Below are 13,057 nucleotides of genomic sequence, written 5' to 3' on the forward strand. Positions count from 1 at the left end.
CGGACATCAAGGAGTGACCATGTCGTTTTTCCGCCGCAAGAAGCTGCCTTCTGCGATTAAGCCAAGCGTCACCTTCGGACGGCTGCTGTACCAACGCATCGACCACGATGGCCTGACGATGTTGGCGGGCCATCTCGCCTATGTTTCCCTGCTGTCGCTGGTGCCGCTGGTCACCGTGGTATTCGCCCTGTTCGCCGCTTTCCCGATGTTTTCCGACATCAGCGAACAGCTGAAGAGCTTTATATTTTCCAATTTCGTGCCGGCCGCCGGCAACGTGATCCAGAACTACCTGGAACAGTTCGTCGCCAATTCCAACAAGATGACCGCCGTCGGCACCTGCGGGCTGATCGTTACCGCGTTGCTGTTGATCTCCTCGGTGGACAGCGTGCTGAACACCATCTGGCGCAGCAAGAACAAACGGCCGATCGTCTTCTCCTTCGCCGTGTACTGGATGGTGCTGACGCTGGGGCCGCTGCTGGTGGGCGCCAGCATGGCCATCAGTTCCTACCTGCTGTCGCTCAACTGGCTGGCGCAGACCGGCGTCAACGGCCTGGTGGATCAGGTGCTGCGCATCTTTCCGCTAATTTTGTCGTGCATCTCCTTCTGGCTGCTGTATTGCATCGTGCCGACGGTGCGCGTGCCGCCCAAAGACGCGCTGATTGGCGCGGTGGTGGCCGGATTGCTGTTCGAACTGGGCAAGAAGGGATTCGCGCTGTACGTCACCATGTTCCCCTCCTATCAGCTGATTTACGGCGTGCTGGCGGTGATCCCGATTTTATTCCTGTGGGTCTACTGGAGCTGGTGTATCGTGTTACTCGGCGCGGAAATCACCGTGACCATCGGCGAATACCGCGACTACCGCCGGCAGAAGGCGGAGCAACAGGAACAAAAACCAGAAGGGCAGCAGGAATGATTGCGTTGATTCAACGGGTGTTAAACGCCAGCGTCACGGTGGGTGGCGAGACAGTAGGCAAGATTGGCCCCGGTTTGTTAGTGTTATTGGGCGTGGAGCAGGGCGATAACGAGCAAAAAGTGCAGCGCCTGTGCGAACGCGTATTGGGATACCGCATTTTCGGCGACGAGAACGATAAGATGAATCTCAACGTCCAGCAGGCCGGGGGCAGCGTGCTGGTCGTTTCGCAGTTCACCCTGGCGGCGGACACCCAGAAGGGCATGCGGCCCAGCTTCTCGCGCGGCGCCGCGCCTTTGGTCGCCGATCGGTTGTATCAATATTTTGTTGGCCAGTGCCGCGAACGCGGCGTAGAGACCCAGACCGGCGAGTTCGCCGCCGACATGCAGGTGGCGCTGGTCAACGATGGTCCGGTGACATTCTGGCTACAGGTCTAAGCATTCGGAGAACAGGCGTCTATGTATCACCTACGAGTACCCGTAACAGAGCAAGAACTGAAGGAGTATTACCAGTTTCGCTGGGAAATGCTGCGCAAGCCGCTGCACCAGCCGGTGGGTTCGGAAAAGGATGCCTATGACGCCATGGCCCATCACCAAATGGTGGTGGACGAGGCCGGTAAAATCGTCGCCATCGGGCGGTTGTACATCAATGCCGACAACGAGGCGGCGATCCGTTTTCTGGCGGTAGATCCGACGCTGCAGGATAAAGGGCTGGGGACGCTGGTGGCGATGACGCTGGAGTCCGTCGCGCGGCAGGAAGGCGTGAAGCGGGTGGTGTGCAGCGCCCGTGAAGACGCGGTGGATTTCTTCGCCAAACTGGGCTTCGTCAATCAGGGCGAGATCACCGCGCCGCAGACCACCCCGATCCGTCACTTTTTGATGATCAAACCGGTGGCGACGCTGGACGATATCCTGCATCGCCCCGACTGGTGCGGCCAATTGCAGCAGGCCTGGTATGAACACATCCCGCTGAGCGAAAAGATGGGCGTGCGTATCAGCCAATACACCGGCCAGCGCTTCGTCACCACCATGCCGGAGATCGGCAACCAGAATCCGCACCATACGCTGTTTGCCGGCAGCCTGTTCTCACTGGCGACGCTGACCGCCTGGGGGCTGATTTGGCTGCTGCTGCGCGAGCGCCATCTGGGCGGCACCATCATTCTGGCGGACGCGCACATTCGCTACAGCAAACCGATTACCGGTAGGCCGCGGGCGGTGGCGGATCTCGGCTCGCTGAGCGGCGATTTGGCGCGTCTGGCGCGCGGCCGCCGCGCGCGCGTACACGCCGAAGTGCATCTGTTCGGTGACGAGGACAAGGGCGCAGTATTCGAAGGCACCTATATGGTGTTGCCGGCCGAGCCGGATGTGCCGTTGGATCAGGGCGGCTCTGAAGCGCTGGAGGAGTAAGGCGGCGGCCCTGCCCTGAGGGCGGGCCGCGCAGTGCACTACGGCAGTTGTTGGTTCACCGCTTGGCCGTCGCCGGCGGTGGCCTGCAGATTGCCTTTCAATGAGGCCTTGAACGGCCCATCGCTGTTCAGCAGCCCTTTCAACTGCAGCTCAAGGTTGCCGTCACCCGTCAGCGGCACCGGCTGCCATCCCCATTGCTGCAAGGTGTTGATCGGTACCGAACGGCCGTGCAGCGTCAGCTGGAACGGCTTGCCCGGCAGCTGATCGACGGTCGCTTTGGCCTCAAGCAACCCATTGGGCATAAAGGCGCTGAGCTCGGTGACGGCGATCTGGTTGGCGTCGGCGTTCAGCGCCAGCGAAGGGCGCCGCACGTCGATTTTGTTGAAGGTGGCCTCGCTGCCGTTCAGGTTCAGCGAACCGGACCAAATGCCCCACTGGTGGTCGCGCGCCAGCAGCAGGTTGCTGCCGTAACCGTCCAGCGCGGTGATCTGGAACGGGAATGCCGGGTTGATATCGATAATCAGATTGCGGTTGGTGGTCAGCTTGGTGACGTACACCTCCGCCAGCCAGTCCGGCAGCGGTTTCAGCCACAGCTCGCGCCAGTCGATAGGCAGGGTGTACTCCAGCGCCGCCATGGCCACTTCATCCAGCTGCAGGCGTTTGCCGGCGCGCAGCCAGTTGCCGGAGGTGCGTAGCAGCCCGCCTTCCCAGCGGGTGGTGAACTGCTGAATGGCGATGCCGGCGGAGGAGAGCCGCAGGGTGGCGATCGGATCGATCAGGTGGAAACCGCCGTTGACCACGTCGCCGGCGTTGACGTTGAGCGAGCCGTCTTCACTGCGCCAGTCGCCTTTTTCGACGCTGACGTTTTGCAGCGACAGGTCGAGATCGTTAACCGCCCACGCCTTGCCTTCCAGGCGCGCATCGATCAGATCGAAACGCTTGAGGGTGACCGGCGGCAGAGCGGTGAAGCGCCGCATGAATTCCGCCAACGTCATCGGGGTCTGCATGCGCACGCCGCTCAGCCGCAGGCGATCCACCTGCCAGCTGCCGTCGGTGGCGCGGCTGGCCACGCCGGTCAGGTCGCCCTGCGCCAGATCGGCGCCGAAGTTGTTCAACAGCAACTGGCCCTGTTTTTGCTCCCCCTGCACCAACACCTTCGAGGCGGGGATGCCGTTCAGCGTCATCGAACCGGCGCTGAACTGGAACTGGTTGTTGTCCCCCAGCAGATGGCCGGCCAGCGGGCGCCACGGCGTGATGCCGGCATTGACCTGCTGCGCGTTGAGCTGCCACTCGCTATCGTTGGACTGCAGCGCCATGTTGCTCAGTTGCAGCACGTCGGCCTGTACGGGCAGCGCAGCAGCCTGTGGCTGCACGTTCAGCGTGCCGTCGCGCAGCGTGACGCTGTAAAAATAGCGCGGTTCGGTGATTTGGCGCAGGCTGAGGCCGAGATCGACGCGTTTGGCGACCAGCGCCTGAGGTTGGCCGCTGCGCGCCAGCTGCACGTCTTCCAGACCGATCTGGCCCGGCTGATTCCACGAGTGGGTGATTTTTCCTATCGACAGGCGGTATTCGCTGTTGTCGCTGATCCAGGCGCTTAGACGGCCTGCCGCCCAGCGGGTTTGCCCCACCAGATACAGCACCACCACCGCCAGCACGATCAGCAGCAGCAACGTCAGCAACAGCTTTCCGATAAATTTCATCGTCTACATCCGCATCGGTCAAAAAAGATACCCTGTTTATGCCGCAATTGGCCGGGCATCTCAAGGGCAATGGTCTGATAGACAATAAAAAACGGCCGCAAGCGGCCGTTTGAACGCCAATGGGCGGGTTACTTTTTCTCGTGTTCCTGCGGGAACACCAGGTTCAGCACGATGGCGGTAATGCCGCCGGCGGCGATGCCCGAAGAGAGCAGGGTTTTCAGCCAGTCCGGCGCGAACTGCAGGATCAGCGGCTGCTGGGAGACGCCCATGCCGACGGCCAGCGACAGCGCCATGATCATGATGGCGCGCCGGTTCAGACGCTCGCGCGACACGATGCGCACGCCGGAGGCGGCGATGGTGCCGAACATCACGATGGTCGCGCCGCCCAGTACCGGTTCGGGGATGTGCTGCACGAAGCCGGCCACCGCCGGGAACAGCCCCAGCGCGATCAGCATCAGCGCCACCACGAAGCCGACGTAGCGGCTGGCGACGCCGGTCAGCTGGATCACGCCGTTGTTCTGGCCGAAGCAGGAGTTGGGGAAGGTGTTGAACACCGCCGACAGCATCGAGTTCAGGCCGTTGGCCAGCACGCCGCCCTTCAGGCGCTTCATATACAGCGGCCCGCTGACCGGCTGTTCGGAGACGTCGGAGGTGGCGGTGATGTCGCCGATGGTTTCCAGCGACGTGACCATAAAGATCAGCATCAGCGGCAGCAGCAGGTTCCAGTCGAAGCCCAGGCCGTAATAGAGCGGCGTGGGGATAGTGATCGCCGCCGTGGGGGCCGCCGGTGCGTCGGCGGGCAGCATATCCATCGCCCAGGCCAGCAGGTAGCCGACCGCCATGGCGATCACCAACGAGGCGACGCGCAGGTAAGGGTTGCGCTGGCGGTTCAGCAGGATGATGACCGCCAGCACCGCGCCGGCCAGCAGCAGGTTTTTCGGTGAGCCGAAGCTGTGATCGTTCATCGCGGCGTAGCCGCCGCCGATCGAGGTCAGGCCGACCTGAATCAGCGACAGGCCGATGATCATCACCACGATGCCGGAAACCAGCGGGGTGATGATGCGGCGCGCCAGATGCAGCACGCGCGACAGCAAAATTTCGGTGCAGGAGGCGACCATCAGGGTGCCGAACAGCGCGGCCATCATGGTTGGCACGTCGGCGCCGCCGTTTTTCAGCGCCAGGCCACCCATGATCAATGGCGAAACGAAGTTGAAGCTGGTGCCCTGAATCGACAGCAGCCCGGAGCCCACCGGCCCCCAGGTTTTGATTTGCAGAATGGAAGCCAGACCGGAAGCGAACAGCGACATGCTGATGATGTGTTGGGTATCCTGCGCCGGCAGACCCAGCGCCTGGCAGATCAGCAGCGCCGGAGTGATCACCGCAACGAACATCGCCAACAGGTGCTGGCCGGCGGCAAACAGCGTTTGCGGCAGCGGCGGGCGGTCTTCGAGGCGATAAATCAGTTCGCTGGCGCGGGGTTCAGAGGCGGTTTGGCGTGCGGCATCAAGCTCGGAGGATGACATGCTCATGGTGTGGCGTTTCCAGATACGGCAAAGCAGGCATTTTAATGCGCCGCCCCGCAAAAGCAAACGGTTGCGCCTAAATATTATGTTGCCGACTTTCCCGTTTATGTCGCATTTTCATTCATTTTTTCTTGTCATCTCAGCGTTTTTTACTTCTAATCCTGCACTCATCAAGTTTAAAAACTACGTGGTTTTCTATAACTTATTATTTTTATTTGGATCTTTTCCCTTACATGGAGTACCTGGATGTTTCATCTTGATACTTATGGCACGTTAGTCGCGGCGACGCTGGTTTTGCTCCTTGGGGGCAAGTGCGTCAGAAGTATTCCTCTGCTGCGAAAATATACTATTCCCGCTCCCGTCGCCGGCGGTTTGCTGGTGGCCCTCCTGCTGTTAGTCCTGAAAAAATTCGCCAACTGGGAAATCAGCTTTGACATGTCGTTGAAGGATCCGCTGATGCTGGCCTTCTTCGCCACTATCGGCCTGAACGCCAACCTGGCGCGGTTGCGCGCCGGCGGCAAAGCGCTGATGGTATTCCTGTTCGTGGTGTTGGGGCTGCTGCTGGTGCAGAACGCCATCGGCATCGGCATGGCGAAAATGCTGGGGCTGGATCCGTTGATGGGCCTGATCGCCGGTTCGATCACCCTGTCGGGCGGCCACGGCACCGGGGCGGCCTGGAGCAAGCTGTTCATCGAGCGCTACGGCTTTGAAAACGCGACGGAAGTCGCCATGGCCTGCGCCACCTTCGGCCTGGTGCTGGGCGGCCTGATCGGCGGCCCGGTGGCGCGCTATCTGGTTAAACACTCCTCTACGCCGGAAGGCACGCCGGAAGACAGCGTGCAGCCGAGCGGCTTCGAGAAGCCGGAAAGTGGCCGCCTGATCACCTCGCTGGTGATGATTGAAACCATCGCTATGATCGCCATTTGTTTGAGCCTGGGGCAACTGATTGCCGGTCTGCTGAGCGGTACGGTGTTTGAACTGCCTAACTTCGTTTGCGTGCTGTTCGTCGGGGTGATCCTCAGCAACACGCTGGCCTTCACCGGTTTCTATACCGTGTTCGAGCGGGCGGTATCGGTGCTGGGCAACGTCAGCCTGTCGCTGTTCCTGGCGATGGCGTTGATGAGCCTGCGCCTGTGGGAGCTGGCTTCGCTGGCGCTGCCGATGCTGGCGATCCTGGCCGTACAGACGCTGGTGATGGCGCTGTACGCGATCTTCGTCACCTACCGGGTGATGGGCAAGAACTACGATGCGGCGGTGCTGGCCGCCGGCCACTGCGGCTTCGGCATGGGCGCCACGCCGACGGCGATCGCCAACATGCAAGCGATCACCGATCGCTTCGGCCCGTCGCACCTGGCATTTCTGGTGGTGCCGATGGTGGGGGCGTTCTTTATCGATATCGCCAACGCCATCGTCATCAAGCTGTATCTGCTGTTGCCGGTGTTCCCGGCGGTGGGGTGATATCGCGAGTCATCATGAGAAGGGCGCCTGCGGCGCCCTTTTTTATGCGTTGGAGTAGCGCGCCTTCTCCGGCAGCCAGCGTTCGATCAGCGCCTGGGCGTGTTCCGGGTAGTGCTGATGGAGATGGCGAGCGACGCGCTGCACTTCGGGGATCATCGCCTGGTCGCGCAACAGGTCCGCCACCTTGAATTCGGCGCTGCCGGTCTGGCGGGTGCCGAGCAGCTCGCCCGGGCCGCGGATCTCCAGATCGCGCTGCGCGATGACGAAGCCGTCGTTGCTGTCGCGCAGCACCTGCAGGCGCGTTTGCGCGGTTTTGCTCAGCGGCGTTTTGTACAGCAGCACGCAGTGTGAAGCCACCGCGCCGCGCCCTACGCGGCCGCGCAGCTGGTGCAGCTGCGCCAGGCCCAGCCGTTCCGGGTTTTCGATGATCATCAGGCTGGCGTTCGGCACGTCGACGCCGACCTCGATCACCGTGGTGGCGACCAACAGCTGCAGCTCGCCCTGTTTAAACGCCTGCATCACCGCCTGCTTTTCCTGCGCTTTCATGCGGCCGTGCACCAGCGCCACCTTCAGCTCCGGCAGCGCGGCTTTCAATTCTTCCCAGGTGGCTTCCGCCGCCTGCGCTTCCAGCAGCTCGGACTCTTCGATCAGCGTACACACCCAGTAAGCCTGCCGTCCTTCTTCCAGACAGGCGTTTTTCACCCGTTGAATGATGTCGGCGCGGCGGGTATCGGGAATGGCGACGGTGGTCACCGGCGTGCGGCCCGGCGGCAGCTCGTCGATGACCGAGGTATCGAGATCGGCATAGGCGGTCATCGCCAGCGTGCGCGGGATCGGCGTGGCGGTCATGATCAGCTGATGGGCATGGAAGCCTTGCTCTTCGCCTTTCTCCCACAGCGCCAGCCGCTGATGCACCCCGAAGCGGTGCTGCTCATCAATGATCACCAGCGCCAGGCCGTTGAACTGAACCTGCTCCTGGAAGATGGCGTGGGTACCGACCACCATCGACACCTGGCCGCTGGCAATGGCTTCCTGCTGCGCGATGCGCGCCTTGCCTTTCTGTTTGCCCGCCAGCCAGCCGACCTCCAGCCCCAGCGGCTCGAACCACTGGCGGAAGTTGTTGGCATGCTGTTCGGCCAGCAGCTCGGTCGGCGCCATCAGCGCCACCTGCTTGCCGTGCGCGATGGCGCGCAGCGCCGCCAGCGCCGCCACCAGCGTTTTGCCGGAGCCGACGTCGCCCTGCACCAGCCGCATCATCGGGAAGTCTTTTTGCATATCGGCTTCGATGTCGGCCACCACGCGCGTTTGCGCGCCGGTTGGCGAGAACGGCAACTGGGCGAGAAAACGGTTTTTCAGCCGATCGTCCGGCAGCAGCGGCTGCGCCTGATAACTCTGCGCGCCGGCACGCACCGCCAGCATGCTGAGGTTATGCGCCAGCAGCTCTTCGAGGATCAGACGCTTTTGCGCCGGGTGTTTGCCCAGCTCCAGATCCGCCAGCTGGATGTCCGGCGGCGGGCGATGCAGGGTGTGCAGCGCCTGCGGCAGGCTCATCAGGCCGCCGCTCAGCTCCGGCGGCAGCAGTTCGGCGATGGCGCAGGTATCCAGCAGCTCCAGCGCCTGGTCGGTCAGCTTGCGCAGCGTGGCCTGCCGCACCCCCTCGGTGGTGGGGTAGACCGGCGTCAGCGACTCCTGCAGCTCAACCTCGCTGGTTTCGCCCTGAATACGGTACTCCGGATGGATGATCTCCGCGCCGTGGTTGCCGCGTTTGATCTCGCCGTAGGCGGTCACGCGGCGGCCGGTGGCCAGGCTGTTCTTCATTGCGGCGTTGAAGTTGAAGAACCGCATGGTGAGGATGCCGGTGCCGTCGCTGATCTGGCAGGTCAGCATGCGGCGGCGGCCGAAGCTGATGTCGCTGCGCAGCACTTCCCCTTCTACCGTGGCGTAGATGCCTGGCAGCAGATCGTTGATCGGGTAGAGGCGGGTGCGGTCTTCGTAGCGCAGCGGCAGGTGCAGCAGCAGATCCTGAATGGTGTCGAGGCCAAGCTTGGCCAGTTTGCCCGCCTGGCTGGCGCCAACCCCGGAAAGCGTGGTGAGTGGGACAGCATCCAGCAGGCGGCCTTTCATTTGCGCACCGTCGCCTGCATGGCCGCCCACCATTCGGCGCTGGCGACCACCTGGCCCTGTTCGTCGATCTGCGGACGCGGCAGCCCCTTGCGCTTGGCCACGTTGGCCAGCACCGGATAGCCGCCTTCGAACAGCAGACGCTGCTGCTCTTCTTCGTCCAGCATGCTGTTGTCGCGGCGATACAGGCCGGCGTTTTGCCGCTGGCGCTGCGCCTCATACAGGATCAGCGCCGAAGCCACGGAGACGTTGAGCGATTGCACCATGCCGATCATCGGAATGACGATGTCCTGATCGGCGAGCGCCAGCGCTTCTTCGGTGATGCCGGTTTTTTCCTGGCCGAGCAGCACGCAGGTTGGCCGAGTGTAGTCCACCTCGCGGAAATCGACCGCGCGCGCAGACAGGTTGGTGGCCAGAATTTGCATGCCCTGCGCTTTCAGGTGGCCGACCGCGTCGCCGATGGTGCGATGGGTCTTGACGCTGACCCAGCTGTTGCTGCCGGCGGCGGAGGAAACCAGGGTGCGCATGCGGGTGGTGGGCCACACGGCGTGGACCTGATGCACGCCGACGGCGTCGGCGGTGCGGATAATGGCGGAGACGTTATGCGGTTTGTGCACTTGCTCCAGGCAGACCGTCAAATCCGGCTGCCGGGTCGCGAGCATTTCACAAATCCGCGCATAGCGTTCAGGACTCATAAGCGCTAGTTTCGGTTGCGGTTAACTTTGATCACATCCGGCATGATACGGATTTTACGCATAATGTTTGCCAAATGGATGCGATCGCGGGTGGTCAAGCGGATAAAGGCGCTATAAACCCGACCGTCTTTCTCTTCGGTGTTCAGGCTCTGAATATTGGATTCGGCCGCGTTGATTGCCGCCGTCAGGTTGGCCAACGCGCCCTGGTGGTTAAACATATCCACCTTGATCTCGGCGATGAACTCCTGCTCGGTCTCTTTATCCCACTCGACCGCCATGAACTTCTCAGGCTCTTTCTGATAGCCGCGAATATTGCGGCAGGATTCATGGTGGATCACCAGCCCTTTGCCCGGGCTGACGTGAGCGATAATCGGGTCGCCCGGAATCGGACGGCAGCACTTGGCGAAGGTGATCAACACGCCGTCGGCGCCCTTGATGGCCAGGTTGCGCACGCCGGAGGTGGTGCCCAGGCTGGACTGATCGCCCTGCAGGTTCTTCGCCACCACTACGCTCATGGCGTTGCCGAGGCCGATTTCCGCCAGCAGATCGTCCAGCGTCGCCAGCTTCATGCGGTCCAGCTCGTGCTGAATGTTTTCCTGCGGGATTTCGGCCAGCTTGCGGCTGCCGCCCAACGCATGGTTGAGCAGACGGCGGCCGAGGCCGACGGAGTCGTCGCGCTTGAGGTTCTTCAACATCTGGCGAATCTTGGCGCGCGCTTTCGAGCTGACCACGAAGTTCAGCCAGGCGGCGTTGGGCCGTGCGCCCGGCGCGGTGATGATCTCGACGGTCTGGCCGCTGGTCAGCGACTGCGACAGCGGGTATGGCTGACGATCGACGCGTGCGCCGACGCAGGCATGGCCGATATCGGTATGCACCGCATAGGCAAAGTCGACCGGCGTGGCGCCGGCGGGCAGCTCGACGATGCGGCCTTCCGGGGTGAAAACGTAAATCTCATCCGGGAACAGATCGGATTTAACGCTCTCGATAAATTCAAACGAACTGCCGGCGCTTTGCTGCAGCTCCAGCAGGCTTTGCATCCAGCGTTGGGCGCGGATCTGCGCCGTGGTGCCGGTTTCGCCCTGTTCTCTTTCTTTGTAAGCCCAGTGCGCGGCCACCCCCATCTCAGCCATCTGGTCCATGTCTTCGGTGCGGATCTGCACTTCGACCGGCACGCCGTGCGGGCCGATCAGCGAGGTATGGAGCGATTGATAGCCGTTGGCCTTGGGAATGGCGATGTAATCTTTCACCCGCCCCGGGCGCGGTTTATACAGGCTGTGCACCTGGCCGAGTACGCGGTAGCAGGTATCGACCTCTTTCACGATCACCCGGAACGCGTAGATATCCATGATGGAATGGAAACGCTGTTCTTTCAGGTGCATCTTGAGGTAGATGGAGTAGAGGTGTTTTTCCCTTCCGCTGACGCGGCAGGCGATGCCGGCCTCGGTCAGCCGCCCTTCGATCTCGGAGAGGATTTTTTGAATCATCTCTTTGCGGTTGCCGCGCGCGGCTTTCACCACTTCCTTGATCACGCGATAACGGTTTGGGTACAGCGCCTCGAAGCCCAGCTCTTCCAGCTCGGTTTTCAGGTGATGAATACCCAGACGGTGGGCGAGGGGGCTGTAGATTTCCAGGGTTTCACGCGCGATGCGCCGGCGTTTGTCGGGGCGCAGCGAACCGAGGGTGCGCATGTTGTGCGTACGGTCGGCCAGCTTGATCAGCACGACGCGGATATCCTGCACCATCGCCATGATCATCTTGCGGAAGTTTTCCGCCTGCGCTTCTTTCTTGTCCTGGAACTTCAGCTTGTCGAGCTTGGAGACGCCCTCAACCAGTTCGGCGACGCTCTTGCCGAACAGCTGTTCCATATCTTGATAGGTGGCTGGGGTGTCTTCGATGACGTCGTGCAGCAACGCCGCCATCAGCGTCTCGTGATCGAGACGCATTTCCGCCAGGATGCAGGCCACGGCGACCGGGTGAGTAATGTAGGGCTCACCGCTGGAGCGTGTCTGGCCCTCGTGCGCGTCGCGCGCGACGAGGTATGCCTGTTTGAGGCGCTTAATCTGCTCCTCGGGCAGGTAACGTTGAATCAGCAGATTCAGGCTTTCAAACAGGTACAAGGCGGACTCGCAGTCTAATTAACGACGACCTTCAGCAATCGCGGTAACCGCTTGAATCTCTGCGGCTTCCTGCTCTTGCTGTTCCTGGCGCTCACGCACGTCGAGGATCTGGCTGGTGATCAGGCCTTCTTCGATTTCGCGCAGGGCGATAACGGTGTACTTGTCGTTCTCTTCCGGAACCAGTGCATCTTTGCCGCCGGTCTGGATCTGACGCGCCCGACGAGCAGCGACCAACACCAGGTCAAAACGGTTACCAATTTTCTCTACAGCGTCTTGAACAGTTACGCGTGCCATATTTGTGCTACTCCACAGGTGACGAAAAGACTGGGCATGATACTGAAACTGCCTTCAGTCTGCCAATAGTTTGCTGATTAAAGCGTCATGCCGCAGCAACTGGCGGCCCAAACGCAGGCGTTCGGCGCGAATGATGGTCTTCAGATCGGACAGCGCCAGATCGAAATCATCGTTCACGATCAGGTAATCGTACTCCGCGTAATGCGTCATTTCCGCCACGGCCTGAGCCATGCGTTTGGCGATCACCTCTTCGGAATCCTGCCCGCGCCCACGCAGGCGGCGGCCCAGTTCTTCCTTCGACGGCGGCAGAATGAAGATGCTGCGCGCCTGCGGCATTTTGGCGCGGATTTGCTGCGCGCCCTGCCAGTCGATATCCAGAAACACATCCACGCCGGTCGACAAGACTTGTTCGATGGCGGCGCGCGAGGTGCCGTAATAGTTGCCGAACACTTCGGCGTGCTCAAGAAACGCGTCCTGCTCGATCATCCGGCGGAATTCGTCTTTCGAGACGAAGAAATAGTGCTCGCCGTGATTTTCACCCGGGCGACTGTCGCGCGTGGTGTGCGAAACCGAAACCTGCGTGTCGTACAGCGGTTGCGTCTTTAACAAAGCCTGAATCAGACTTGATTTACCTGCGCCACTGGGAGCAGAGACAATATAAAGCGTGCCTTGAGCCATGATGATGTTCGTTGATAACGGTTGATATGCCAAAAACAGCGGATGTGTATTTTCTCCGCACAGTATACACGGCTAACGCGCCGGGTGCAGCGTTAGCTCGCATTTTGCCCGCGGCTTTGCGTGGAAAAAGCGCCGAAAGGGCGAATATGCGCGCT

11 protein-coding genes are annotated in these 13,057 nt (G+C 61.5%); 4 read left to right on the plus strand and 7 right to left on the minus strand.

The features are described 5' to 3' along the window. Nucleotides 1–19 precede the first annotated feature (19 nt). The 3 genes from ACJ8M3_RS22790 to fabY are packed head-to-tail and all read left to right on the plus strand — an operon-like array spanning nt 20 to nt 2,316. Nucleotides 20–913 (plus strand): virulence factor BrkB family protein, encoded by an 894-nt coding sequence (locus tag ACJ8M3_RS22790; RefSeq protein WP_025304713.1) that lies wholly within the window; start codon nt 20–22, stop codon nt 911–913. Beyond that, nucleotides 910–1,347 (plus strand): D-aminoacyl-tRNA deacylase, encoded by a 438-nt coding sequence (gene dtd, locus ACJ8M3_RS22795; protein ID WP_089197558.1) that lies wholly within the window; start codon nt 910–912, stop codon nt 1,345–1,347. The genes ACJ8M3_RS22790 and dtd overlap by 4 nt, the downstream gene beginning before the upstream one ends. A 21-nt stretch (nt 1,348–1,368) precedes the next feature. After that, nucleotides 1,369–2,316 (plus strand): fatty acid biosynthesis protein FabY, encoded by a 948-nt coding sequence (fabY, locus tag ACJ8M3_RS22800; RefSeq protein WP_004931235.1) that lies wholly within the window; start codon nt 1,369–1,371, stop codon nt 2,314–2,316. Nucleotides 2,317–2,354: 38 nt separating this feature from the next. On the opposite strand, the gene ACJ8M3_RS22805 is transcribed toward fabY, so the two are convergent. Next, nucleotides 2,355–4,016 carry an AsmA family protein gene (locus tag ACJ8M3_RS22805; protein WP_089197557.1) on the minus strand — a complete coding sequence of 554 codons (1,662 nt, stop codon included), beginning with the start codon at nt 4,014–4,016 and terminating at the stop codon, nt 2,355–2,357. A gap of 128 nt (nt 4,017–4,144) precedes the next feature. Then, nucleotides 4,145–5,545 carry a nucleobase:cation symporter-2 family protein gene (locus ACJ8M3_RS22810; protein ID WP_033645176.1) on the minus strand — a complete coding sequence of 467 codons (1,401 nt, stop codon included), beginning with the start codon at nt 5,543–5,545 and terminating at the stop codon, nt 4,145–4,147. Nucleotides 5,546–5,785: 240 nt separating this feature from the next. On the opposite strand from ACJ8M3_RS22810, the gene gltS reads away from it, so the two are divergent. Further along, nucleotides 5,786–6,997 (plus strand): sodium/glutamate symporter, encoded by a 1,212-nt coding sequence (gltS, locus tag ACJ8M3_RS22815; RefSeq protein ID WP_033645177.1) that lies wholly within the window; start codon nt 5,786–5,788, stop codon nt 6,995–6,997. 42 nt (nt 6,998–7,039) lie between these two features. Here the strand turns inward: gltS and recG are convergent, their stop codons facing one another. Genes recG through gmk form a run of 5 tightly spaced genes read right to left on the minus strand, consistent with a single transcriptional unit; the run spans nt 7,040 to nt 12,902 of the window. Next, on the minus strand, nt 7,040–9,121 hold the full coding sequence (gene recG / locus ACJ8M3_RS22820) for an ATP-dependent DNA helicase RecG (RefSeq protein WP_033645178.1): 2,082 nt from the start codon (nt 9,119–9,121) through the stop codon (nt 7,040–7,042). Then, a complete protein-coding gene (gene trmH / locus ACJ8M3_RS22825; protein WP_004931227.1) occupies nt 9,118–9,813 on the minus strand; it encodes a tRNA (guanosine(18)-2'-O)-methyltransferase TrmH in 696 nt (231 codons plus the stop codon). The genes recG and trmH overlap by 4 nt, the downstream gene beginning before the upstream one ends. Nucleotides 9,814–9,818: 5 nt before the next feature. Continuing rightward, nucleotides 9,819–11,930: a bifunctional GTP diphosphokinase/guanosine-3',5'-bis pyrophosphate 3'-pyrophosphohydrolase gene (gene spoT, locus ACJ8M3_RS22830; protein ID WP_015379445.1), complete on the minus strand. Its 2,112-nt coding sequence runs from the start codon at nt 11,928–11,930 to the stop codon at nt 9,819–9,821. An 18-nt stretch (nt 11,931–11,948) separates the two neighbouring features. Continuing rightward, nucleotides 11,949–12,224 carry a DNA-directed RNA polymerase subunit omega gene (gene rpoZ / locus ACJ8M3_RS22835; protein ID WP_004931221.1) on the minus strand — a complete coding sequence of 92 codons (276 nt, stop codon included), beginning with the start codon at nt 12,222–12,224 and terminating at the stop codon, nt 11,949–11,951. Nucleotides 12,225–12,278: 54 nt separating this feature from the next. Beyond that, entirely contained in the window at nt 12,279–12,902 is a 624-nt protein-coding gene (gene gmk, locus ACJ8M3_RS22840) for a guanylate kinase (protein WP_033636481.1), read from the minus strand. Nucleotides 12,903–13,057 lie beyond the last annotated feature (155 nt).

This window comes from Serratia sp. CY55921 (assembly GCF_052167655.1).
Classification (GTDB): Bacteria; Pseudomonadota; Gammaproteobacteria; order Enterobacterales; family Enterobacteriaceae; genus Serratia; species Serratia ureilytica.

What these genes read in the sequence shown, in the direction of transcription:
- ACJ8M3_RS22790 (WP_025304713.1), top strand. Translation starts at nt 20, where the DNA reads ATGTCGTTTTTCCGCCGCAAGAAGCTGCCTTCTGCGATTAAGCCAAGC.
- dtd (WP_089197558.1), top strand. Translation starts at nt 910, where the DNA reads ATGATTGCGTTGATTCAACGGGTGTTAAACGCCAGCGTCACGGTGGGT.
- fabY (WP_004931235.1), top strand. Translation starts at nt 1,369, where the DNA reads ATGTATCACCTACGAGTACCCGTAACAGAGCAAGAACTGAAGGAGTAT.
- ACJ8M3_RS22805 (WP_089197557.1), bottom strand. Translation starts at nt 4,016, where the DNA reads ATGAAATTTATCGGAAAGCTGTTGCTGACGTTGCTGCTGCTGATCGTG.
- ACJ8M3_RS22810 (WP_033645176.1), bottom strand. Translation starts at nt 5,545, where the DNA reads ATGAGCATGTCATCCTCCGAGCTTGATGCCGCACGCCAAACCGCCTCT.
- gltS (WP_033645177.1), top strand. Translation starts at nt 5,786, where the DNA reads ATGTTTCATCTTGATACTTATGGCACGTTAGTCGCGGCGACGCTGGTT.
- recG (WP_033645178.1), bottom strand. Translation starts at nt 9,121, where the DNA reads ATGAAAGGCCGCCTGCTGGATGCTGTCCCACTCACCACGCTTTCCGGG.
- trmH (WP_004931227.1), bottom strand. Translation starts at nt 9,813, where the DNA reads ATGAGTCCTGAACGCTATGCGCGGATTTGTGAAATGCTCGCGACCCGG.
- rpoZ (WP_004931221.1), bottom strand. Translation starts at nt 12,224, where the DNA reads ATGGCACGCGTAACTGTTCAAGACGCTGTAGAGAAAATTGGTAACCGT.
- gmk (WP_033636481.1), bottom strand. Translation starts at nt 12,902, where the DNA reads ATGGCTCAAGGCACGCTTTATATTGTCTCTGCTCCCAGTGGCGCAGGT.